The 24,712-nt window shown below is 59.0% G+C and carries 13 protein-coding genes; 5 read left to right on the top strand and 8 right to left on the bottom strand.

Annotated features, from left to right (window positions below; all coding sequences use genetic code 11):
* Positions 1 to 8: 8 nt before the first annotated feature.
* Entirely contained in the window at positions 9 to 368 is a 360-nt protein-coding gene (locus ABQX22_RS18740; protein ID WP_349801366.1) for a PilZ domain-containing protein, read from the bottom strand.
* 295 nt (positions 369 to 663) lie between these two features.
* Positions 664 to 1,038, bottom strand: coding sequence for a tetratricopeptide repeat protein (locus tag ABQX22_RS18735; RefSeq protein ID WP_349801365.1), 375 nt, complete (start codon positions 1,036 to 1,038; stop codon positions 664 to 666).
* A gap of 177 nt (positions 1,039 to 1,215) precedes the next feature.
* Here ABQX22_RS18735 and pyk point away from each other — a divergent pair, with 177 nt between their 5' ends.
* Positions 1,216 to 2,667: a pyruvate kinase gene (pyk, locus tag ABQX22_RS18730; protein WP_349801364.1), complete on the top strand. Its 1,452-nt coding sequence runs from the start codon at positions 1,216 to 1,218 to the stop codon at positions 2,665 to 2,667.
* A 169-nt stretch (positions 2,668 to 2,836) separates the two neighbouring features.
* Here pyk and ABQX22_RS18725 read toward each other — a convergent pair whose 3' ends face one another.
* Both ABQX22_RS18725 and ABQX22_RS18720 read right to left on the bottom strand, forming a co-directional pair.
* Positions 2,837 to 3,775: an iron-sulfur-binding ferredoxin reductase gene (locus ABQX22_RS18725; protein ID WP_349801363.1), complete on the bottom strand. Its 939-nt coding sequence runs from the start codon at positions 3,773 to 3,775 to the stop codon at positions 2,837 to 2,839.
* The gene (locus tag ABQX22_RS18720; protein ID WP_349801362.1) at positions 3,768 to 4,889 is read right to left on the bottom strand and encodes a GGDEF domain-containing protein; all 1,122 of its coding nucleotides are present in this window, start codon (positions 4,887 to 4,889) and stop codon (positions 3,768 to 3,770) included. The genes ABQX22_RS18725 and ABQX22_RS18720 overlap by 8 nt, the downstream gene beginning before the upstream one ends.
* A gap of 409 nt (positions 4,890 to 5,298) precedes the next feature.
* On the opposite strand from ABQX22_RS18720, the gene ABQX22_RS18715 reads away from it, so the two are divergent.
* Complete coding sequence (locus ABQX22_RS18715) at positions 5,299 to 6,822, top strand: fumarate hydratase (RefSeq protein WP_349801361.1); 1,524 nt, start codon at positions 5,299 to 5,301, stop codon at positions 6,820 to 6,822.
* Positions 6,823 to 6,893: 71 nt separating this feature from the next.
* Here the strand turns inward: ABQX22_RS18715 and ABQX22_RS18710 are convergent, their stop codons facing one another.
* Entirely contained in the window at positions 6,894 to 9,773 is a 2,880-nt protein-coding gene (locus ABQX22_RS18710) for an RHS repeat domain-containing protein (RefSeq protein WP_349801360.1), read from the bottom strand.
* A 777-nt stretch (positions 9,774 to 10,550) separates the two neighbouring features.
* On the opposite strand from ABQX22_RS18710, the gene ABQX22_RS18705 reads away from it, so the two are divergent.
* Positions 10,551 to 14,966: a SpvB/TcaC N-terminal domain-containing protein gene (locus ABQX22_RS18705; protein ID WP_349801359.1), complete on the top strand. Its 4,416-nt coding sequence runs from the start codon at positions 10,551 to 10,553 to the stop codon at positions 14,964 to 14,966.
* A gap of 105 nt (positions 14,967 to 15,071) precedes the next feature.
* Entirely contained in the window at positions 15,072 to 18,011 is a 2,940-nt protein-coding gene (locus tag ABQX22_RS18700) for an RHS repeat domain-containing protein (RefSeq protein WP_349801358.1), read from the top strand.
* 22 nt (positions 18,012 to 18,033) lie between these two features.
* Here ABQX22_RS18700 and ABQX22_RS18695 read toward each other — a convergent pair whose 3' ends face one another.
* Positions 18,034 to 19,191: a phospholipase D-like domain-containing protein gene (locus ABQX22_RS18695; protein ID WP_349801357.1), complete on the bottom strand. Its 1,158-nt coding sequence runs from the start codon at positions 19,189 to 19,191 to the stop codon at positions 18,034 to 18,036.
* A gap of 295 nt (positions 19,192 to 19,486) precedes the next feature.
* Between ABQX22_RS18695 and ABQX22_RS18690 the strand changes: the two genes are divergently transcribed.
* Complete coding sequence (locus ABQX22_RS18690; protein WP_349801356.1) at positions 19,487 to 22,234, top strand: RHS repeat-associated core domain-containing protein; 2,748 nt, start codon at positions 19,487 to 19,489, stop codon at positions 22,232 to 22,234.
* 43 nt (positions 22,235 to 22,277) lie between these two features.
* On the opposite strand, the gene ABQX22_RS18685 is transcribed toward ABQX22_RS18690, so the two are convergent.
* Positions 22,278 to 22,616: a hypothetical protein gene (locus tag ABQX22_RS18685; protein ID WP_349801355.1), complete on the bottom strand. Its 339-nt coding sequence runs from the start codon at positions 22,614 to 22,616 to the stop codon at positions 22,278 to 22,280.
* Positions 22,613 to 23,704: a serine hydrolase domain-containing protein gene (locus ABQX22_RS18680; protein WP_349801354.1), complete on the bottom strand. Its 1,092-nt coding sequence runs from the start codon at positions 23,702 to 23,704 to the stop codon at positions 22,613 to 22,615. The genes ABQX22_RS18685 and ABQX22_RS18680 overlap by 4 nt, the downstream gene beginning before the upstream one ends.
* Positions 23,705 to 24,712 lie beyond the last annotated feature (1,008 nt).

The following is a 24,712-nucleotide window of genomic DNA, read 5'->3' as shown; positions in this document are numbered from 1 at the left end:
CGCCGCAGTCAGGCTGAAGCTTCGAGCGGGTAAAAGCTGAAATAGCGCTGCAAGGCCTCAATCAACTGATGGTATTCAATCGGCGCGGCCTGCAATCGGAAGCCGGAATCCCAGACGCCGGGGGTTTCGTCTTCCTGACACCACAGGCAGCTGGCATTGATATCGATCATATTAGGCTGGTTTTTCGCGTCAGGGACTTTGAGCCGCAGCTGGTAATCAGCCCCTACAAGCACCGGCAGGTCGCTGATCAGCATCAGGCCCTGTTCGGATACGTTACCAAGACACCCCATTGGTTTATCGGTGTACCGATTGAAAACCTGCAGGTAATACGGCAACTGATGACGCTCGATACGTCTTTCATTCGGCATTGGACATTAGCCCTGGAATGACCATTGAGCATGGTCGCGCTAGTGCATTGAGATTCATCGTAAACCGCAGACTTGACGACGTCACGATAGAATCCACCTGTTCGATACAACAGGAATGTCATCTGACACATCAGCACAGCTCGAAGTCACAGATACCGGCACGCACTTTCGCGCGTGACCAGGGTGCCCTTCGCCGCTCCGTGGACCAGTGTTCTACATCCTTGCTTATCCGCAGCCTAGCTGAAGAACGTTAGCAAGACATCCAAAAGGGTACCGTCTATCCGTTCAAGTGTAATCAGTTTGAAGCAGGTCGGCTGACGGCCACCGGTCCACCACGGACATGCCCCAGCTGCTGCAAGGTGTCCATGCGCGCCTGGGCCCTGAACGCATACTCACTGTTCGGGTAGTTGGTAATGATGAACTGATAGGTCTGGACCGCGTCGGGGTACAGTTTTTGCCGCTCGAGACACTGACCGCGCAGCATCGAGACTTCTGGCTGGACGTAACGGCGCGAACGGCTTTCCCGGTCGACCTTCGACAGGTTGTACATCACCGCATCGCAGTCGCCCTGGGCGTAGGCGCGGTTGGCATTATTGAGATGGCTGTTCATTGACCAACGTGTGCAACCGCTGAGTGCGGCCAGCACGATTATAATCATCACGATTCGCATGAGACTCTCCTTTGCTCTGGAGTGTATCGGCCCGTCGCGGCAATTCTTCAAGGGTCGATGTGTGCCGGTCATCTGCCGCTTGCCCAGTGATCCGGCCGCAAGGTAGTGCAAAGGAACAATGACTACAGCGCTGGAGAGTAGTAGCCTCTGGCAGCGCTTCAATTAAGGAGTTTGTGCATGTCCGTTCGTCGCACCAAAATCGTAGCCACACTGGGCCCTGCCAGTAATTCGCCAGAAATTATCGAAAAGCTGATTCTCGCGGGGCTGGACGTAGCCCGTTTGAACTTCTCCCACGGCACCCCCGACGAGCACAAAGCCCGGGCAAAGCTGATTCGTGACATCGCCGCCAAGAATGGCCGCTTCGTTGCGTTGCTGGGTGACCTGCAAGGTCCGAAGATTCGCATCGCGAAATTCGTCAACAAGAAGATAGAGCTGAAGGTCGGTGACACATTCACCTTTTCCACCAGCCATCCCTTGACCGACGGCACCCAGGAAATCGTCGGCATCGACTATCCCGATCTGGTCAAGGATTGCGGCGTAGGCGACGAGCTGCTGCTGGACGACGGACGCGTGGTCATGCGCGTCGACACGCAAACCGCTGATTCGCTGCACTGCACCGTGCTCATCGGCGGCCCGCTGTCTGACCACAAAGGCATCAACCGTCGTGGCGGTGGCCTGACAGCCCCGGCGCTGACCGAAAAAGACAAGCAAGACATCAAGCTCGCCGCAGAAATGGACCTGGATTACCTGGCCGTTTCCTTCCCGCGCGACGCCGCCGACATGGAATACGCCCGCAAGCTGCGCGACGAATCCGGCGGCACTGCCTGGCTGGTGGCGAAGATCGAACGCGCTGAAGCCGTTGCCAACGACGAAACCCTCAATGCGCTGATTCAGGCAAGCGACGCGGTGATGGTTGCCCGTGGCGACCTGGGCGTTGAAATCGGCGACGCTGAACTGGTGGGCGTCCAGAAGAAAATCATCCTGCACGCACGTCGCCACAACAAAGCGGTGATCGTGGCCACGCAGATGATGGAATCGATGATCTCCAGCCCGATGCCGACCCGCGCCGAAGTCTCCGACGTGGCCAACGCCGTGCTGGACTACACCGACGCCGTCATGCTCTCGGCCGAAAGTGCGGCCGGTTCGTATCCCGTTGAAGCGGTCGAAGCCATGGCGCGGATTTGCGTCGGCGCCGAGCGTCATCCAACCGGCAAGACCTCCAGCCACCGCGTCGGTCACTCGTTCACGCGCTGTGACGAAAGCATCGCGCTGGCGGCCATGTACACGGCCAACCACTTCCCCGGCGTCAAAGCGATCATCGCACTGACCGAAAGCGGTTACACCCCGCTGATCATGTCGCGCATCCGCTCCTCCGTGCCAATCTATGCGTTTTCTCCGCATCGCGGCACCCAGGCGCGCGCGGCCATGTTCCGTGGCGTGTACACCGTGCCATTCGACCCGGCTGCCCTGCCGCCAGGTCAAGTCAGTCAGGCAGCGGTGGACGAACTGCTCAAGCGCGGTCTGGTGCAGCAAGGCGATTGGGTCATCCTCACCAAGGGCGACAGCTACCACACCATCGGTGGCACCAACGGCATGAAGATCCTGCACGTCGGCGACCCGATGGTCTAAGGCGACAGCAGCGACACTAAAAAGCCCCGGCTCGCGAGAGTTCGGGGCTTTTTGTTTGTGGAGCTATCAGCTTTTGTAGGAGCTGCCGAGCCCGCGCGAGGCTGCGATGCGGTGTACCTGAACCACCGCATCGCAGCCTCCCATAGGCTCGGCAGCTCCTACAGGGAAATTACTCGCGCTCGAGAAAGCTATCCGCCAGCACCTGCCCTCTCGGCAAGCCAGCGATGTACAGCCGCTTGCGGTAACGCTCCACACTGGCGGGCGAGCCGCAGACCAACGCGACGGTCTGGCGAGAGGTGATTCGCAGGGCCGCCAGCGCCGCATCAAAACCGGCCGCCTCGATCAGCTCGACCTGCACGTGCGGATGCTCACGCGCAAGCTCGCCCAGCGCAGCAGCCAGGTAGTGTTCGCTGCCGTCCACTGCCACGTGGATCAAACGGATCGAGCCATGATGTTCCTGACGCAGCGCCTCGCGCAACAGCCCCCACAGCGGACCGAGCCCGGTGCCGGCGGCCAGTAACAGCAGCGGGCGCGCTTGCCAATCGGCATCGTAGTGCAACGCGCCGCCGCGCAATTCCCCCAGCCTGACCGGATCACCGACCTTGAACTGGCGGGCAGCATCGGCAAAGGCGCCTGAGCGACGGCAATCGAGATGAAACTCCAGGTGCGCGTCTTCGCCAGGCAGGCTCGCCAGCGAATATGGGCGCGCCACGCCGGACGCTGTCCACAGCACCAGATGCTGACCGGCCCGGTATCTGAGAGGACGTTCCGGCTCAAGACGCAGGCACAGGACATGGGGACTGAGCCACTCGACAGCGGCCACTGTGGCGGGCAGGCCGTGACGCAGCGGATCGAAGATCTCCACGCTCAAATCTTCGGTCACCCGGCACTGGCAGGCCAGGCGCCAACCCTGCTGACGTTTGTCGGCGTGCAGCGCCTCAGGCAAGGCATCCAGAGGCTCGCCGGATACGCATCGCACCAGACAGGCATGGCAACTGCCGGCGCGGCAGCTATAAGGCACCGACAGGCCTGCGCTGTTCAGGGCATCGAGCAGGTTGCTGGACGCCGGGACTGACCACTGCCGATCACCCACACGCAATTCAGGCATCGGCACGTTCCCATGCGCCGCTGCATTGATTGCGGCCGTTGTGCTTGGCGCAATAGAGCGCCTGATCGGCCCGCTGCAGGGCCCTGTCCATGTCATCGCCGGTTTCCAGCAGGGTCATGCCCACCGACAGACTCAGGCTCAGCGGTGTCAGGCCGTCCACTTCCACGTGTTCGAACGCCTGACGGATCCGTTCGCAGCAATCGAACAATTGGGCACGGGTGCAGCGTGGAATGAGCAACACAAATTCTTCACCGCCGTAGCGCGCCAGGATGTCGTCTTCACGCAGGCATTTGATGGCGCTGCCGGCAAAGGCCTGCAGCACCCGGTCGCCCACGGCATGACCGTGAATGTCGTTGACGCGCTTGAAGTGATCAAGGTCGATCAACGCCAGCCCCTGGGTGTAATTGCCGTCCATGGTTTCCAGTTCGCGCATGGCGATGCGCAGGAAATGACGGCGGTTGTAGAGATTAGTCAGTTCATCGGTGGCCGCCAGCTCTTCGAGCTGAAACATCATGCCGCGCAGCGTGTCCTGATGGGCCTGCAAGGTCACCCGCCGCTGGTGCATGCGCAATCGCGAGCGCTGCACCAGCACCGCGTACAGACACAGCCACGACAACGCAAAGAACAGAACGCAGGTTTGCAGCGCCGCCAGGCCGGGGTCGTACAGCCGATGATTCATGCCCTCCCAGATATTCAGGGCACAAAAGCCCAGGAACGCCAGCAACGCTGCGCGGGCAAAGGTTTTCGGCGGGAGATGGAACACGCCGAACAGCATGATCAGCACATAGACCAGCAGGAACGTCCCCCGGGCACCGTCGAGCTGACTGATCAGGTAGGTTTGCCAGCAGAGCCCCAGCAGCACCTGAAACTCCGTCAGGCTGGGGTCCTTGAAACGGCGGTTGAATCCGGAGATGAAAACGCAGGCAAACGCCACCAGCATGAACAGCAGCAGCGAGGTGGCGGCCCACGCGACCCCCATCGTCGTCTGATAGCACCCGGTCAATATCGCCACCCAGGCAAGCGCCAGGAACAGCAGATAGGTGCCGGCGGCGAGGGCAAATCGACTGAGCAGCAGTTGTTGTATGGTTTTGTCCGTCACTTGATGACTCATCATGCGTAAAAGGATCCATCCCATATTGGCAAGATGCCCCGCAACATCGCCGGGAAGCGCGATGAGGCCATTTCCATGGTAAGGATCGGCGATGCGGGCAGCCTGCCACTGTAGTGCCAACGCCGGGAATTCACTAATCAATTTCCAGTGTCGGGCACAACCTTGCAGACCGCTCACGACGGCATAGCGCACAAACTATGTGTGCGATCTTCGACCAACGATTAACCGCAGGCCGATGTGCCGGACCCGACCACGGGTTATACTGCCGCGCCTTTTTTATGCCTTCACCGCCAGGCCGCGACACCCGGCATGCCTGACCAACGCTGGTTGAAGATGCTTTCGTCAGACCTTAGCGGTACTGTCGAAAACAGCAAATAGAATGTTCCCGCCGAATCAGAGGAGCGCGCCCCCCATGACCGTGATCAAGCAAGATGACCTGATCCAGAGCGTCGCAGACGCCCTGCAGTTCATTTCCTACTACCATCCCGTTGACTTCATTCAGGCCATGCACGAGGCCTATCTGCGCGAGGAATCCCCAGCTGCCCGGGACTCCATGGCCCAGATCCTGATCAATTCGCGCATGTGTGCGACCGGTCATCGTCCGATCTGCCAGGACACCGGGATCGTCACCGTTTTTGTGCGTGTTGGCATGGACGTACGCTGGGATGGCGCCACCATGGGCCTGGACGACATGATCAACGAGGGCGTGCGTCGCGCCTACAATCTGCCGGAAAACGTTCTGCGTGCCTCGATCCTCGCCGATCCGGCAGGCGCTCGGAAAAATACCAGGGACAACACCCCGGCGGTCATCCACTACTCCATCGTCCCGGGCAATACCGTGGAAGTGGACGTGGCGGCCAAAGGCGGCGGCTCGGAAAACAAATCGAAGATGGCGATGCTCAACCCGTCCGATTCGATTGTCGACTGGGTGCTGAAGACCGTGCCCACCATGGGCGCTGGCTGGTGCCCGCCGGGCATGCTCGGCATCGGCATTGGTGGCACGGCTGAAAAAGCCGCGGTCATGGCCAAGCAAGTGCTGATGGAATCCATCGACATCCATGAGCTGATCAAGCGCGGCCCGACCAGCCGCATCGAAGAAATGCGCATCGAGCTGTTCGAGAAGGTCAACCAATTGGGCATCGGCGCGCAGGGCCTGGGCGGCCTGACCACCGTGCTCGACGTCAAGATCATGGATTACCCGACCCACGCCGCGTCCCTGCCGGTGTGCATGATCCCCAACTGCGCCGCGACTCGTCACGCGCACTTTGTGCTCGACGGCACCGGTCCGGCTTCGCTGGAAGCGCCGCCGCTGGATGCCTACCCGGAAATCGTCTGGGAAGCCGGCCCGTCCGCTCGCCGCGTCAACCTCGACACCCTGACCCCGGAAGACGTGCAAAGCTGGAAACCGGGCGAAACCGTGTTGCTCAACGGCAAGATGCTCACCGGCCGCGACGCGGCGCACAAGCGCATGGTCGAGATGCTCAACCGTGGCGAGACCCTGCCGGTTGATCTGAAAGGTCGCTTCATCTACTACGTCGGTCCGGTCGATCCGGTCGGCGACGAAGTGGTGGGCCCGGCCGGTCCCACGACGGCCACGCGGATGGACAAATTCACCCGCCAGATCCTTGAGCAAACCGGCCTGCTGGGCATGATCGGCAAATCCGAGCGCGGCCCGACCGCCATCGAAGCGATCAAGGACCACAAAGCCGTGTACCTGATGGCCGTGGGCGGCGCTGCCTACCTCGTTGCCCAGGCGATCAAGAAGTCGCAAGTGCTGGCCTTCCCTGAAATGGGGATGGAAGCGATCTACGAGTTCGAGGTCAGGGACATGCCGGTCACCGTCGCGGTGGACAGCAAAGGCGAGTCGGTCCACATCACCGGTCCTGCCATCTGGCAGAAGAAGATCAGTGAAAGTCTGGCGGTGGAAGTGCAGTAAATCGCGTTATCCGGGCGGGAAATCCATAGTGTTGTTCTGAGGATTTCTCGCCCTACACCGCATGACGCGGGTCATATCCAATGTTGCGCTGGCTGGTTAGTGACGCGTCTTAACGCCATTTCGTAATGACCAGCGCGCGTTAACTTGGTACTCACAATGGAAAAGTTTGTGTTAGGAGCAACCAAACCTTCCACTTCCGTGAGGGCCGTTATTTTTCGTGCTCCCCCTCCTACACTGAAAAGAACAGGATCAGTGCTTGCTCTGAAGTCATCATCATGGAAGTTGGTCATGAATCTCCTCGCAGTTGATTCGTGAGGAGAAAAAGAGGTGAATCCACTGGTGCGTACCACGTCGCCTACCTTGAAGTCATAAGCGCTTTTGACTCGCGCACCGCGGTATAACATCCCTTGCATGGAATCGCCCAGCGATGCAGTAAACAATCGGAGCATTTCCTCAGGATGCTTTTCGTATTTCTTGAGCATATTCATCGCGGGATCAAATTTTCCAGTACGCCTTTGATGAGAAAGTTTTAGCGTGTACTCACCATTGTTACTGCTCAACTCTCCAAGTGCGTCTTTGACAGCAGTTTTAAGCGGCATAGAAGGAGCGGCGTCATCGGCAAAAACGCTACGTGCTACTCCGTTGATATAACGAGCCCCGGCATTGGTTGCCCAGAAAAGATGAAAACCTTCTTTCTCGGAAGGCGTCATTCCGGCTCGGTCTTCAGCGAGTGACTTCTGTAGCGGGAAAAAGTGTTCCTGCGCATATCCCCACACTGCAGCGCCATATTTTGTCGCACTCAGGGGTTTCCCGGTCGACTCACTCTTGATGGCGCGAATTTGATCTCGCATCCAGCTCTGAGTGGAGAGGGCTACCTCATGTCGCCAAAACGGACTCACAGAGTCTTCGGTTGAATAAAGCTTCAGAGCCGTTTTCTTCGCCAAGTGTTTCAGTGTGTCATTGAGCTCTACTGGCGCCAGCCCCAATGTATCTGCTCTGCTGATCGGCTGATTACCCACCATCGCATAACCGTTCAGACCGTAGGCAACGCCCGCCGGGTCCGGATTAATCCATCTGCACAACCAGGGCGCGTAATAGCGAAGGCCGTAGTAATACAGCCCGCAAGCATCACGCTCCTTGCCTGAGTAGCGAATGGTCTTGTACTTCGCCTCGAGCGCATTGCGCCCGGCCCACCATGAGGTGCCGCCAAACGGGTAATAACTTTCCTGACTGATCAAGTTTGCCTGAGAGTCGAGTTCCTGTGTTCCGGAGCCCAATAGGTCGCACAAGGTATAGCGCACTTGATCATTAGCGATGTCACCGGGACGACCGGCCACCCAATGCAGAACCCGGACAGTGCTACTGCCGGCCTCAAGGCTAAGGATATGCAATGTTTCGCCTGTTGCCGTATCGGTTCGAACTTCCAGACCCGGCAAGTAGCGTACTTCTGCACGATGGGTCACCGCAGCCGCCTGGGTAACACGCACTTTGCGCTGACGCATCCCGCTGGCGTCGTACCTGTACAACTCGTAGTCCTCTTCGCCGGCTTCACGTTGAATAAGGGTCACGCGGCGCAATTGATTACGCGCATTCCAATGAAGCTGCTGACCGCGGTGCAGTTGCAGCAAGTTGCCATTGGCGTCGAATCCCTCATCGACAGATCGTGTATCGAGCGCTTTCTTGCTCACCGGCAGGCTTCGATTGCTCAAGGGAGCGACTTCCATGGCGCGGGTATAATTTTGCGCCCCGACGTGCACCATTTTCAGAAGATTGCCTGCACTGTCGTATTGGTAGGTCTGGCTGTAAGTGGCCAGGGCTTTGGGGTCGATGGGTGATTCAAATTCCGGCAGGTCAGGCGAATCCGTGGTTGTTATAGACTCTCGACCGGTAGCCGCGATGAGCTGATAAAGGCTGTCGTAAACGTAAGTACTGGTTGGCTCGATGCGCTGATTACCATAGTAACGAACAGCCTGCGCCGCGTCGGTGAATCGTAAAACGTGCCCCATAGGATCGTGCTGATAATTCAAATCCTGAATGACCCCGCCTTGGGCATCAACGGCCATTCGCTGGCCAAGCCAACCTGTCTCGTCCAGATATTGGTTGGTGATCACCACACCATTGCCCAAGCGTTCGCTCTCGACTTGCCCAAACGCGTTGAACCTGATTTCGCTGATCAGCACTTGCCGGGGCTGGTCAACGAGTTGCAGAGAGGCAGACTTCAAGGCTCCATCGACGCCACGCGTCTGAACCCGAGCATTGCCCTGAGCATCATCCTGCCTGCACGGCGCGCCCATAGCGTCGAATACCGCCGTCGAGATGGCCCCGGGCGCTGACTCCAGCAAAGAATCCCTCAACGCTTCATCTTCCGGCCAATTCACTGGATCGGTGGATTGCAGGAAGCGCTGCTCAACCATTCGCACCCCCCCGGCGATACTGAATTCGTGATACCAACGCGTACCCGCCGGGTCATCGTGACGCAGGACTTGTCCCGACCTGTTGTGCAACGCAGCGTCTTCATCGCAGGTTGCATAGCTAAAACGCTCAGTGACGTGAGCCAGCTCGCCGGCCATTTGCTCGCGTACAGAGTCCAGTCGCAGCAAAGTGTCGTACTCAAATGCCGTATGGGTATCACGTCCATCCCATTGCTCCAGGGTCTGCCCGGCCTCTGCGTGTAACGCCGCTTGCCAGCCCGCATCAACACTTTCCGATAACAGTGGCACGCCCGATAAGCTAAGCACCTGGCTGAGATTAAAAGGGGTCGCGACGTCAGTTTGCGCGGCAGCAAACAAACGTGGATCCCGGCACTGGATTGGCCGGGCGGCAACATCGAACACCTGCTGAGTAATGCAAGCCTCAGGGGTCGCGTCTTCTTCGGAACGCAGATAGGCCGTTGTACGGACCCCCAACATTCTTGGATCGTGCGCTAGAACAATCGGTGTATTGGCGTGCATGAATTATCCAACATATGACCAACTCGATGGAGTAAAGCCCTTTCGGCAAGCGTAGACGACACTTTATTACGCGACAGGATAAATGCTTTTTTTAATCCAGTTTTAGCTCAGTGCAGCCTCAAAACGCCAGGCTGGCGTTTGGTCATTAGTTCTGTCCGCAATAATAGTTATTTCGAATCGGTATGAAGCCCTGATAACAATCCAACGTATTGTCCCGCCTGAAAAAAATGCAAACTTGCGTCATTCTTGACGCTCCGGACATTGGACAATATCCCGCGTTAGTGAAAAGCTGAAAGCTGGTCTAACGGAGATATATTGTCATGGACGACCTACTCTTTTCGTTAATAGCTCTGGCGAAAACGCCAGCACTCGATCAACAACGCACACGCGACAACATTGACTGTGTGTCGGCGATGCAAACACTGGGTTACCGCTCCACTTTCAACATCTTGCGCGGGTCGAAAAAAAGCTTCGTACGCAACTCTGACCGATACCAATGCTGAACTCGCCTACGACAACGCCAGATGTTATGCCAAGCAGATCGTTCGGCTGTATCGCAACCAACTGATCTTAACCGGTCGTAAACCCGCCCTCACCGCTCGTACGGGCGTGCGTTCACTGGTTGACAACGGCCCGAGCTTTGCGAATCGCTGCCGGTGGGCGTCGGGCCTTATCAGGACATCCGCGCGGTCCTGACGCAAACCTACAACGCGGTTCAGATCGGCGCCACGCTTACCTTCGATCTGACCGAGCACAGTCATCAGGGAGATCACTGTCATGGAAAACCAGGCACAACAACCCGGCATTTCAGCGCCATCCTTGCCCAAGGGCGGCGGCGCGATTCAGAGCATCGGCAAGGGCTGGGGAGCGGTGGGCGTGAGTGGTTCGGCGTCATTCGGTATCGCATTGCCCATCACAGCTGGCCGGGGTTATGCGCCTGCATTAGCCTTGGGTTACCAGAGCACCGCGGGCAATGGTCTGTTTGGCATGGGCTGGGGACTTAACGTTGGCTGCGTGGCCCGGCGCGCCAGCAAAGGCGTCCCGACTTACACCGATGACGATGTAATCCTTGGCCCGAGCGGCGAAGTCTGGCTGCCTGAGCGTAGCGACGATGGCACGCTGGTGTTCGAGACAGTCAGCAAGTATCTCGAACTGGAGCTGGACGAGACGTATCAGGTCATCCGCTATTTCGCCCGGGTCGAAGGCGCGTTCGATCGTATCGAACACTGGCGCATTGATCTTGGCGACCCAGGTTTCTGGCTGATTCACGGCGCCGATGGCAGCCTGGATTTTTACGGCAAGAACCCCGGATCGCGCAGTACCGACCCGGCTAATCCCGACCACGTTGCCGAGTGGTTGCTGGAAGAAACGATGAATGCGCTGGGCGAGCACATTCTTTACGAGTACAAGCCCGAAGACCATGTAGGTCTGCCCGCAGATTCACCGCGCAACTACCGCGCCCGGCGCTACCTGCGGCGCGTGCTTTATGCCAATGAAAGGCAATGCCCGGATTTGTATCTGTGGCATCCGGAGCAACTGGCCGACCTGAAATGGCACTGCCATTTGCTGTTTGACTACGGCGAGCGCAACACTGACGAGACAGGAATCCCGACATATGCCGATGAGCATGCCTGGCCAGCACGCTCCGACCCACACTCAAGCTTTGCGTACGGTTTCGAGCTGGGCAACCTGCGTCTGTGCCAGCAGGCATTGATGTTTCACCACTTCCCCAACGAGGGGCTCGGCGAGGAACCACGGCTGATCACCCGCCTGCTGCTGAAATATCAGACGCTGGGGCTTGGCTACACCGTGCTGCAAGAGGCTCACTTGCAGGCGTTCGCCGCCGATCCTCTGAATCCTGCCATGAGCGTGATGCAGCCTCGCCCGCCTGTCGCATTCGAATCGGGCGAATTCGCCGTGAACACGGGCGGTTTCCATGAGTTCGATGAAATGCCAGGCCTCAATGACGGGCAGCGCTATCAGCTAGTGGATTTGTATGGCGACGGCCTTCCGGGCGTGCTGTATCAGCAGGACAAGGGCTGGTATTACCGCGAGCCGCTGCGAGACGAAATAGCGGGCAAACCTGACGCTATCAAATACGGGCCGTGGCATTTGTTGCCGAGCATTCCGAATGCCGACTCCAGAACCCCGGTCCTCCAGTCGCTGTCGGATCTCACCGGGGATGGCAAGCTGGACTGGATCGTCGCGCAGCCCGGCATGGCCGGGTTCTTCACCCTGAACCATGATCGCAGCTGGTCCGAATTCGCCACATTCGGTGCCTTCCCGCCGGAGTTCTTCAACCCACAAGGCCAACTGGCCGACCTGATCGGCGGCGGCCTGAGCGATCTGGCATTGATCGGGCCACGCAGCGTACGCCTGTACGCCAACAAGCGGGCTGGCGGTTTCGCCCCCGGAATCGATGTCCCGCACGATGACGACAGCCTCCCACTGCTGAGCAACAGTCCTAACGAGCTGGTGGCGTTCTCCGACATTCTGGGCACCGGGCAACAGCATCTGGTTCGTATCAGGCACGACAGCATCTGGTTCTGGCCCAATCTGGGCGCCGGGCGTTTCGGCAGCGGCAAGCTATTCGCCGCTCTGCCTTTCAGCTACGAAGGGTTTGATTCGGGGAGAATCAGACTGGCCGACATGGACGGCTCCGGCGCCGCCGACCTGTTGTATCTGGAGCCCGATCATTTCAGCATTTTCATGAACCGCGGGGGCAACGGGCTGAATGAAGCCTACGTGCAAAACTGGCCGGACGGCGTGCGCTACGACCGGTTTTGTCAGGTCAGCATGACGGATCTTCAGGGTCTGGGCTGCTCTAGCCTGGTACTGACAACGCCGCACATGACGCCGCGCCACTGGCGCTTCGACTATTCGGAACGCAACGCGCCGTTGAAGCCTTATCTCAAGCCCTATTTGCTGCAAAGCAGCACTAACAACATGGGTGCCGTGGGCGAGGTGTTTTATCGCAGTTCGGCGCAGGAGTGGCTGGACGAAAAGAACGAGCTGCTCGCCCGCGGCAAAGTACCGGTGCCCGAGCTGCCATTTCCCGTCCAAGTGGTGGTCAAGCAAACCCAGCTGGACGAAATCACCGAAAATCTTCTAACCCAGCGCTATCAGTACCGGCAAGGTTTTTACGACGGTCACGAGCGGGAATTTCGCGGCTTTGGCCTGCTGATCCAGACGGACACCGAAGTGCCTGATGAAGACAACGAAAACTCCGAAGGCTTTACTGCGCCCGTGCAGACCAGAACCTGGTTCCATACCGGTCGCTACCCGCAACGTGAAACTGACGACTACAACACAAGCGATCCAGACGCCCAGGTGCTCGGTGCTCACTTGCTGACGCAATATGACGGATCCAATGATTCGATCATCACCGAGCCAGATGAAGCGACAGCCCGCGAGATGGCGCGCGCGCTTGCCGGCAGCGTACTGCATGCCGAGGTGTTTGGGCTGGAAGGCAACGTCGCGCACTCCGTCCCGTATTCCGTTCAAAGCTCGCGCTATCTGGTCAGGCAACTGGCACCGCTCGGTTCGTTCCAGCCGTATGCGCGCATGCTGCCGCTGGCGCTTGAGTCGATCAGTTATCGTTACGAACGCCAGGCGGACGATCCGCAGTGCGATCGAACAGTGAGCCTGGCTTGGGACAAGTTCGGCACACTGATACACGGCGCATCGGTGAACTGCGCCCGGCGCAAGACATTCGGCGACCAGCCTCCCTTCGACGACGAATACCAGCAGACCTGGTGGCAGGCCTCCCATGATGATGCACAACAGACCTTCTATTTTCAGGAGCAGCGTGTTGAGCCCATTCATCTTGAGGCAGCACAAAGCTGGCGGCTGGGCCTGCCTTACCGGCAGCGCAGCAACGCCATGCTCGCCGCCGCCACGGCGTTCTCGGTGGAGGACATCAGTTACGAGACCTTCATCGATCCCTCAGGCAAATTCAACGGGTTGCCGCGCACGCTGACTGCACTCTCCTTGCAGCGCTACGTAGACTGCGCGGGAAAAGAGGCGACGTTCGTAGCCCTTCCCGATGCCGTCGAGCTGGCCGAACTGGATGATCACGCACTGAGCGCCTACGACCGCGTGATGACGCCCAAGGAACTGATCGAGCGCCTGGTTGCGCTCAAATACGAACAGATGCCGAGTTTTCTACCGGATGACGGGCTGAACCTGTGGTCGGTCAGACGCGGCTTCAATACTTACGCCCCAGCGTCGGCTTTTTACCACGTCACAGAGTTCAAGCCGACGAGCAGTCATGGCTGGAACACTGTGGAGTACGACGCCTACTGGATGCTCGTTACGAGCATGACGGACCCGACAGGTTGTAAAACCACAGCCACCTATGAGTATCGGACCTTGCAGCCCGTGCGCATCGTTGACCCGAACCAAAACACTCAGGAGGCGGCCTACGACGCCTTTGGTCAGGTGCGTGCCACCAGTTTTTATGGCACCGAGCTGGGCGTCGAGGTGGGGTTTGACCCCATCGGAACCCTGTCTTATCTCGTAACACCTGGCGAAGCTATCGCTTCGGCGCCTCTAACCCTGGGCCGACGCGCCACTTATCACTGCTACGACGCTTTCAGCTGGATGGACCAGTCTTTACAGCATCAACCTGTGCACAGCGCCACACTGGTAGCTGACCGATATCCGGACGACCCGGAACGGCAGATTCGTATATCTCTGGTGTCCTACGACGGCTTCGGTCGCGTTCTGCAGACACGCCAACTGGTAGAGGACGGTGACGCTTATAAAGTCGATCCCAGCACTGGAAATCTGGAAGTCGCGAAAAGCAGACCCACAGTTGATCCCGTTACAGGAAAGGAGGAAGAGGGGAAAGTTGGGCCCGTTGTCGTGCCGGCCTCACCTCGCTGGCGGGTCAGCGAACGGGTGGAATACAACAACAAGGGCCTGCCGATCCGGATTTACAGACCCTACTTCGCCAACACGCACCGCTACGTAAACGACCAGTCCATCCGAGACTACGGCTACTGTGACAAGCAACATTACGACCCGCTTGGGCGCCCGACCGTGACCTACACAGCGGCTGATTTCATGCGACGCCAGACTTATCTGACCTGGTACAGCATCAGCGAGGACGAGAACGATACAGAAGAGGAAATGCTCGCCATCCGTGCAGCCCGAAACGTCAGCAAAATCGGATTTTCGGATCTGTATTAGCAGGCCTGGAAGGACCCACCATTGGTCATGTGCGCAGTCCTTGGCGCCGCCTTGCGCACCGCGCCAACTCTATTTAAAGAAGTAACCGACAGGGAAGTCGCCTCCGTGAACCTGCACAGTAATACCCCACAATTACATGTCGCCGACCCGCGTGGCTTGTTGGTGCGGCATATCGCCTATTGCCGAGCCTTCGAAGGCGAGGTCGCCGAGCCACGCATCACGCGACATATCTGGGATGCAGCGGGTCGGCACGTTGCCGATCAGGATCCGCGCTTCGCGGGCACGGGGTCGCCGTTCAATACCACGACCATTCACTCGCTATCGGGCGTAGCACTTGTGCAGCAGAGCGTCGACGCGGGCTGGAAGCTGACACTGAGCGGAGCTGCCGGCCAGTTACTGGACAGCTGGGACGCCAGAGGCAGCAGTGGTCACGTCGATTACGACCCGGTGTTTCGTCCCGTGTCATTCACTGAAAAACCGGCAGATGGCGAGCCTGCCATTGTCGAGCGCTTCACCTATGGCGACAGTTCGACGGAATCGGCGCACCACAATCAATGCGGTCAACTGGTACGTCATGACGATCCGGCAGGCACACTGCTGGGGTGTGAATTCGGGTTGACGGGCAGCTTACTGCTGACAAATCGGCGACTACTGCTCAGCCTGCAATCACCGGACTGGCCAGAAAGCGTCATTGAACGCGATCTGCTGCTCGAACCAGGCGAAGGGTATTTCAGCTCGGCCGTTGTCAATGCACTGGCGCAGGCCATCCAACAGACCGACCCGGCGGGCAATCGGCGCACATCATCCTATGGCGTCAGCGGCCAGCTTCAGGAATCCGGGATAGAACTGGCGGGGGCACCGGCTCCTAAGCGCCTGGTCAGCGCAATCGCTTACAACGCCAGCGGCCAGGTCTTGGCGCAAACTTTCGGTAACGGGGTCATCCGCGAAATCACCTACGAGCCAGCAAGTGGACGTACCGCTCGAATGACCGCTAAAAAAGCCAATGGCACGCTGCTGTCGGACTTGAACTATCAATACGATCCAGCGGGCAATGTCGTTGACGCTGATGACGCCAGCCAGCAGACCCGTTTTGCTGACAACCAGAAGATTGAGCCCGTCAGTCACTACCGCTACAACACTCTTTATCAACTGATAGAAGCCAGTGGGCGTGAGGTCTCGACCGGTGCCAGTCACGGCCCCGCATTGCCCGACGCGATCATCCCGATTCCAGACCCCAATAACCTGGCCAATTACTCCCAGACTTACCGCTACGACGCAGGGGGCAACCTGCTGGAAATGCATCATGCCGGTGGGCAAGCCTTCACGCGCAAAATGGACGTGGCGCCCGACAGCAACCGCAGCCTGCCCCACGATGAAACCGACGCGGACTTTGCATCCGGATTCGACACAAATGGCAATCTGCAGGAACTGGTTCGCGGGCAGACTCTGGAATGGGACGTGCGCAACCAGCTACGGTTGGTCACGACCGTGCGCCGCGAGGACGGAGCAAACGACGACGAACACTATATTTATGACAGCGGGGGCCAACGCTCGCGCAAGATCACGAAGGCGCAAGCGAGTGGCCGAACGCTGGTGTCCGAGGTGCGCTACCTCGATGGGCTTGAAATCCGCAACCAGCCGGATGGAGAGATTCTGGAAGTGGCAACTGTTCAGGCAGGAAGCAGCAGCGTACGAATTTTGCACTGGAAGGCCAATAAGCCCGATGGGATCGATGACAATCAGGTGCGTTATGAGTTGAGTGATCATCTGGGCTCCAGCACGCTGGAGCTGGATGACCAGGGTGGCGTCATTACCCGGGAAGGTTATTACCCGTTCGGCGGCACCGCCTGGTGGACCGCGCGTAGCGCCATTGACGCCAAATACCGAACCGTTCGCTACAGCGGCAAAGAGCGCGATGCCACAGGGCTCTATTACTACGGCATGCGTTATTACGCACCGTGGTTACAGCGATGGATAAACCCCGATCCGCAAGGCAGTGCCGATGGGTTGAATGTTTACTGCTTCGTCAGCAACTCGCCTGTGAGCAAGTTCGATACCGATGGGCTGGAGGGTATGGACGCGAATCGGGCCGCAACCGTGTTGCAGAGTCATATCAAGAGATTTATATCGCCCATTAGCGTTAAAACACTTACTGAAGGCGTTATCAGCGTATCGATAAAAGGTAATAACGCTGTATTCGCAAAAGTCGGCATTGAGCTTGATCGCGAAGCGGCAGCGCCACGCGAATTCACCTACCTGTCTCTGAGTAGCAGTCTTAGGGGAAAAGTATCAGGCGGCGATGCGGCAATACCGCTCAGTAGAGCCGCAGGTGCTCAAATCGCCGACGCCAGCGGTTCGATGCCAGCGGCCTACGTAAACGGTGGATATTTCAATATGGGAGCCAGGCAACCCATGTCAGGACCTTTACCATTGCCATCCCCCCAACTTTCAAACCTGGAATACGCGTCAGTGGGAAAGAACGTTATCGACAGCCTTCAAAAGCCTTTTATCGACCCGCCTGACGACTACAGTTCAGCTTATTCAAAACTGCAGCTAGGAGACGGTTCATTCATTCATGTGGCCCCCAAACTGACAACGAGAGGCGTCATGCAGTTTTCACGCAGAGACAGCCTTAAAGAAAAACACATCTATGGCGAAGAAACGGGCCACGTGGGCGCTTTAGGTCATGCCAGCGACCCCAATGCGCGCTCAGCGATCAGCCTCGCAGAAAACGACACCACCCGAACTCGTCTGGCTATCGCGCTTAACCAGGGCCGAGGCACCTTTAGTAGAAAAACCGATGAGCCTGGTTTCACGATGCTTGAATGGGCGACCGTCATGGCTCGACTGGACAACCTGAACCCTAAAAATGAAGAAGGCCTACCCGCCGCCTCATCCTGGAATCTCGACGGTGGCGATTCGTCAACGCTTGGCGTGCTGGACCCTGCCGGCAAGCACCTGTTGCAGGTCCACACGCTGAAATACGGCAGAAGCGGCGTCAAATCCGCCAGACCGATAGGAAACTTCCTGACATTCCATCGGTAACAGAAAGCGCGGCTGGATTTTTCTAGCCCCGCCGATCCAGCGCGTTGACGACCAGTCGATCTACCCAGCCCCAAACTCGCTGTTGCACGCGGCGCCACAGCGGCCGGGCTTTCCAGTCGTCGAGGCTGACCAGGTTGCTGACGGCGAAGTCTTGTTCAAAGCTGCTGGCGACAGCCAAGGTGAGCGCGGGGTCCAGGGCTTCAAGGTTGGCCTCCAGATTGAAGCGTAGGTTCCAGTGATCGAAGTTGCAGGAGCCGAGGCTCACCCAGTCGTCGATCAGCACCATCTTCAGGTGCAGGAAACACGGCTGGTATTCGAAGATTTTCACCCCCGCGCGCAACAGGCGCGGGTAGTACCGGTGGCCGGCGTAACGGACGGACGGGTGATCGGTGCGCGGACCGGTGAGCAGCAGGCGCACGTCGACACCCCGGTTTGCCGCGCGCCTGAGAGCACGACGCACTTTCCAGGTCGGGAGGAAATACGGCGTCGCCAGCCAGATGCGTTTTTTGCCGCTGTTGAGTGCCCGCACCAGCGATTGCAGGATATCGCGGTGCTGGCGGGAGTCGGCATAGGCGACGCGACCTAGCCCCTCTCCGGTCACAGGCGCGGGGGGAAGACGCGGCAAACCAAAATTCTGCGCAGGGCGCCAGGCGGTGCGCCGCTGGTTGGCATGGAACTGCCGATCAAACAGTGCCTGCCAGTCGATCACCAACGGTCCGCGTATCTCGACCATGACTTCATGCCATTCGCTGGTGTCATGGTTGGGTCGCCAGAATTCGTCCGTCACACCCGTGCCGCCGACCACCGCCAGTTGCTTGTCCACCAGCAGGAGCTTGCGATGGTCGCGGTAGAAGTTACGAATGCCGCGCCGCCAATTGACCTGGTTGTAGAACCGCAGGATGACCCCGGCTTCGGTCAGGCGATTGCGCAGTTCAGCAGTAAATGCCAGCGAGCCGAAATCATCGAACAGGCAACGCACGATCACGCCGCGTCTGGCGGCATCTGCCAGCGCCTGCACCACCGCCTCGGCGCACTGCCCCGCCTCCACCAGATACAGCTCCAGCTCGACCTGTTGCTGAGCGTGTTCGATAGCCGAAATCATTCGCGGAAAAAACGCCGGGCCATCAATCAGCAGCTCGAATTTATTCTCTTCACGCCAAGGGAAAACTGCACCTCCCATGTCAGCGCGCCGCTGCTGTGGTCAAAAAGTCGGGATAGAAATCGGCAAACAACGTGCATCGCGGCTGTGGGCAGGTGAACGTGGGCATGCAAACTCCAGATGAGCGATTGGGGCAACCTTATCCGGCTGTCTGACCGCAGGTAAACCCCGACGTTCTAAGTAACGTCCCTGCTCGTGACACAGGTGCGAAGCACTGAACAGTCAGCGCCCTCTGTCTACACGGTAATAACGCGTCCTTCAGGCCGCTCGTGCCCTTCTATGCTCAAAAGACAAGACCCGACAAGGACGTTGAATCATGTCTGTTCACCACCACACGCCGCTTCTGCGCGGCCTCGATCCGCGCGGTTTACTCGTTCGCGACATCGCGTACTGCCGAACGAATGAAGAGCAGACCGCGCAAGAGCGCATTACCCGTCACGCGTGGGACGCGGCAGGTCATGATGTAGCCGATTGCGATCCTCGACTGTGGGCCAACGGTCTTGAGACCAACACCACAACCCTTTACTCACTTTCCGGCAAACCCTTGCTGGAAAGCGGAACGGACGCAGGCTGGCGATTGAGCCTGACTGGCGCTGACCACCAGTCGATGACCCGCTGGGATGGCCGAGGCAGTTGCAGCCGAACCGACTACGACTTTTTCCTGCGCCCTGCTCAGATCGCCGAAGGCATGAATCCATCTGCCATGAGCGTCGTCGAGCGGTTCTTGTACGGCGACGCCAGTAATGACCTCACGCCGCACAACAGATGCGGTCGACTGATCCGTCATGACGACCCCGCTGGCACCCGGGCAATCGTCGGCTATTCCCTCTACGGCGAAACGATGGCCGAAAACCGGCGCTTTCTCACCAGTGTCGAAGCGGTCGAGTGGCCGCAAGACATCGCTCAACGTGACAGACTACTGGAATCCGGTGATGGCTATGCAACCGCTACTCGATTCGATGCAGTTGGGGCAGTTGCCAGGCGGATTGACGCATCGGGCAATGTGACGCTGCACGGCTACACCCTCGGCGGGACCCTTAAAGAGACTCGCTTTTCACTGGCAGACGGACAAGAGACCCGCACCGCCGTCAGCAACACGCGCTACAGCGCCCAGGGCCAAGTGGAACGTCAGCGCCTGGGCAATGATGTACTTATCGAAAACACCTACGAGCTACGAACCGGTCGTCTGACGCGGATTTTGTCGACCGGCGCCGATGGACGAGCGCTTCAGGATCTGATCTACCAATACGATGCGGTGGGTAACGTCCTGGACATACAGGACGCCACGCAGCCTGATCGTTATGACGACAATCGGATCACCCAGCCTGTCACCCGCTTTCGCTACGACAGCCTCTATCAACTGATTGAAGCGCGTGGCCGGGAAGTCTCGGTCGGAGCCAGCCATGGGCCAGCCCTGCCGGACATGCAGCATTCGCCGGTCGACCCGAAACGGTTGGCCAACTACATCCAAAACTACGCCTATGACCCAGGCGGCAACCTGCAACAGATTCAACACATCGGGGCGCAGTCGTTTACCCGCAACATGTGCATCGCACGGAACAGCAATCGCAGCCTGCCTCAGGACGAAGCCGGCCCGGATATCGAAAAGGCCTTCGATGCCAACGGCAATCTGCTGCAACTGGGGCGCGGATCTACCTTGCACTGGGACGTTCGTAACCAGCTGCAAGGGGTCACTGCCGTGAAGCGCGAGGAGGATAACGATGACCATGAACGCTATGTGTACGACAGTCACGGGCAGCGATGCCGCAAGATCGGCTACGCGCACGCGGCCAAGCGAATGCTCACCCGCGAAACCCGCTACCTGCCGGGCCTCGAACTTCATATCCGGCCCAACGGAGAGCGGCTGCAGGTTGCGTTGATCAGCGTCGGACGTTGCGACGTCCGGATTTTGCACTGGCAGGAGCACAAGCCGTCAGGTATCGATAACGATCAGATACGGTTCAGTCTTACTGACCATCTTGGATCAAGTACGCTCGAACTGGACCAGCAAAGCCGTCTGATCAGTCAGGAAGGTTATTACCCGTTCGGTGGCACGGCCTGGTGGGCGGCGCGCTCATCAATCGAAGCCGGATACAAGACAGTGCGTTACTCAGGCAAAGAGCGCGATGCCTCAGGTCTTTATTACTACGGCTCGCGCTATTACGCGCCGTGGTACGGCCGATGGATAAGCGCTGACCCATCAGGAAAAGCGGATGGCCTCAATCTCTACCGTTTCAATCGCAACTCGCCCCTGGTGTTCACCGACCCGGATGGGCGAGCGCCCACAGCAAACGACGATGCCAGCCAGGCCCCTGAAATAGGTCGCGGTCTTGAGCAAATAACCGCAAAAAACCCGGTCTTCGGAGCCGCCATCGCTTTGGCGTTCGACTATGCCAAACAAGGCCTGAACTTCACCCGTAAAGAAATCAACCTGGCGAAATCTCCGTTCGCAAGCCCTCAACAGCGCGCTGACATGCTCCGCCTGCTGCGACCGTCTTCGCAAGCATCCACGACCGCAGATCCCGAAATTCTGAAAATGCTCTCTCACAGCTTTGGGACGCTGACCGATTTCGCCAACCACTACGACTCAGACAGGCTGGTTGCCGTGGGAGGGGACCGCAACAGCAAGACTGCGGCCTGGATCGAAACGGGCGATCCCCGACATCATCTTTATCTACGGGACTCGATCACAAACGAAAGTCCTCACCGGCTTGCCTGGAATATCATTCATGAGCTATCTCATGCCGCCAACGGCACCAAGGACTATTGGTACATCAACACACCGAGCGCTACTGCGCCCGGCGAGACAGGCCTTGCTTCATACGCAGGTCGGGTCGAAGCTTTCATTGATTTGCAACAGGATGACAGGCGGTATGCCAACCATATCTGGGACGGGCCCGATGCTTCGGAACTTCAACCCTCTCAGGTCCCGGACACCTCAATAAACCGCGCCAAACGTACGTTGAACAACGCGGACTCGCTGGCCCTGATCGCATCGGTAATCAACGAAAGGTCAAAGGGTCCGCTGTCCCGGCTAACGACCGTGCCGCCCCGGCTGCCATGAACAACGCCGTGAGGAAACCTGTTGAGCAGGGGGCAATCGGTTCTCACGGCCCCGGCGACATCAACCGACAGCCTTGCCTCGCCCCGATCCAGACCGCTGTATTGCTGCGGCCCAACCCACTGGCGCTCACCGCTTTGTTGCTCTCATCGTCCTGTATCTCGCTCGGCAGCCACTGTTTCACATAGGCGCGGCAGTAATTGGCCGGGTTGTTCGCTACGTAGTGGCACGAACAATACTCCTTGGCGGTGTAGGCGCTGATGATGTCAGGGAAGGCCTGAAGCTGGACGCGGTATTGCCAGAACAGCGCGGCGAATGCCAAAGCGATGAAGATCAGCACGCTGCCGAAAGGCCGACGCCGGAAAAAGCCTGAACGCCCATTCATGGCTTGCCCTCTTTTCTGAACGCGGCCAACGCCAGCTTGAGTAACTGATTGTGATCGTAGGTCCCATCGCGATCATCGGCGTAGCGCACAATCACTAACTTCTGGGCGGGAAGAACGTACAACGCCTGCCCCCAATGGCCCAGCGCAGCGAACGTATTTGGCGGTGCATCCGGCCAAGGACCCGCTTTCCCGTCCGTACGCGTGTTCAGCCACCAATGGCCACCTGACGCTTCATCGGTTGGCGTCTGTGACTTGAATGGCGTGAGGTTGAAATCGACCCAATCGGTAGGGAGCAACTGACGATCCCGCCATAAACCGCCGCGCTGCATCAGCAGGCCGAGGCGCGCCAGATCGCGGGCCGTCATGTAGGCGTAGGACGAGCCTACGAAGGTGCCAGTGCTGTCGGTTTCCCACGTCGCGCTTTTGATCCCCAGCGGGTCGAACAGCGCGGTCCATGGATAATCGGCGTACGCCTGATCACCCACTATGCCTCGCAGCGCCGCCGCCAGTACCGTGCTGTCGCCGCTGGAATAACGATAGACCGTGCCGGGGGCGCTGGCGACGCCATGCTCAGCCGTGAACCGCGCCATGTCGCTGCGGCCTCGGGTGTACAGCATCGCCACCACCGACGAGTTGAGCGGCGCGAATTCGTATTCTTCCTGCCAATCCAGCCCGGACGCCCAGTGCAGCAGGTTCTGCATCGTGATGGCGGGGTGGGCGCTGAACGGCGGATAAAACTTCGCCACCGGGTCCTCCAGTGCGAACCGCCCTTCCCCGTACGCAACGCCCAACACGGCCGCCAGCACGCTTTTGCTGATCGACCAGGTGAGGTGCGGCGTGTCTGCCGTGGTCGGGCTGGCGTAGCGCTCGTAGATGATTTCACCGTCGCGAATGACCAGCAGCGCATCGGTGCGGATGCCTGCGCGGGTGGCCTCGTCTCGCGCCGGGAAGGCGTAGCGTTCAAGGTCCGTCAGCGCAGGGGTTTGCACGGCAGGGTCAACGGCCCATTGCTCGCCCGGCCAGGGTTCCGCGCTGGCGGCGCGGGTGATCAACAAAAGCGCAAGCAACAAAAACAGACGGCAGCTCATGAAGGTGTCTCAAACGAAGGCTGCGAGCACCGTAACAGGGGTTTATGACGGATCTGTTCTGTAGGACATCCCCGTCACTGCCTGCGGCCATCAGCAGGTTTGGAGCTCGGGGCAGGTGGCGGGGTTGTCCTGAATCGCGCTTTTGATTCTGGCCGAAGGCCGTGGGAGTTGGCTTGCCTGCGATCTGCCGCGCAGCGGTAGTCAATCCTGCGAATGCGGTACATCTGACACACCGAGGCGTTTGGCTTTGGGGCTGCTGCGCAACCCATCGTCGACAAGTCAACTCCCACGCCCTCCGGGCAGAAGCGGTACGGCGGCGCCCCCCGATCTGTAGGAGCGCGCTTGCCCGCGAAGAGGCCAGTACATTCAGGCCGTTTTGATTGGCTGAACTTGTGCTTTCGCGGGCAAGCGCGCTCCTACACTGCCTGCGGCCATCCGCACGTTGTGTGCCTGGCGCAGGCGGCGGGTTGTCCTGAAATCACGCTTTTGATTCTGGCCGAAGGCCGTGGGAGTTGGCTTGCCTGCGATCTGCCGCGCAGCGGTAGTCAATCCTGCGGATGCGGTATATCTGACACACCGAGGCGCCTGGTGTTGGGGCTGCTGCGCAACCCATCGTCGACAAGTCAACTCCCACGCCCTCCGGGCAGAAGCGGTACGGCGGAGCCCCCCGATCTGTAGGAGCGCGCTTGCCCGCGAAGAGGCCAGTACATTCAGGCCATTTCCGTCGGCTGAACACCTGCTTTCACGGGCAAGCGCGCTCCTACACTGCCTGCGGCCATCAGCAGGTTTGGAGCTCGGGGCAGGTGGCGGGGTTGTCCTGAATCGCGCTTTTGATTCTGGCCGAAGGCCGTGGGAGTTGGCTTGCCGACGATCTGCCGCGCAGCGGTAGTCAATCCTGCGAATGCGGTACATCTGACACACCGAGGCGTTTGGCTTTGGGGCTGCTGCGCAACCCATCGTCGACAAGTCAACTCCCACGCCCTCCGGGCAGAAGCGGTACGGCGGCGC

The organism is Xanthomonas sp. WHRI 1810A (assembly GCF_040202885.1).
Lineage (GTDB): Bacteria > Pseudomonadota > Gammaproteobacteria > Pseudomonadales > Pseudomonadaceae > Aquipseudomonas.
Note: the sequence above shows the minus strand (reverse complement) of the source record. Positions and strands in the feature narration are given on the sequence as shown.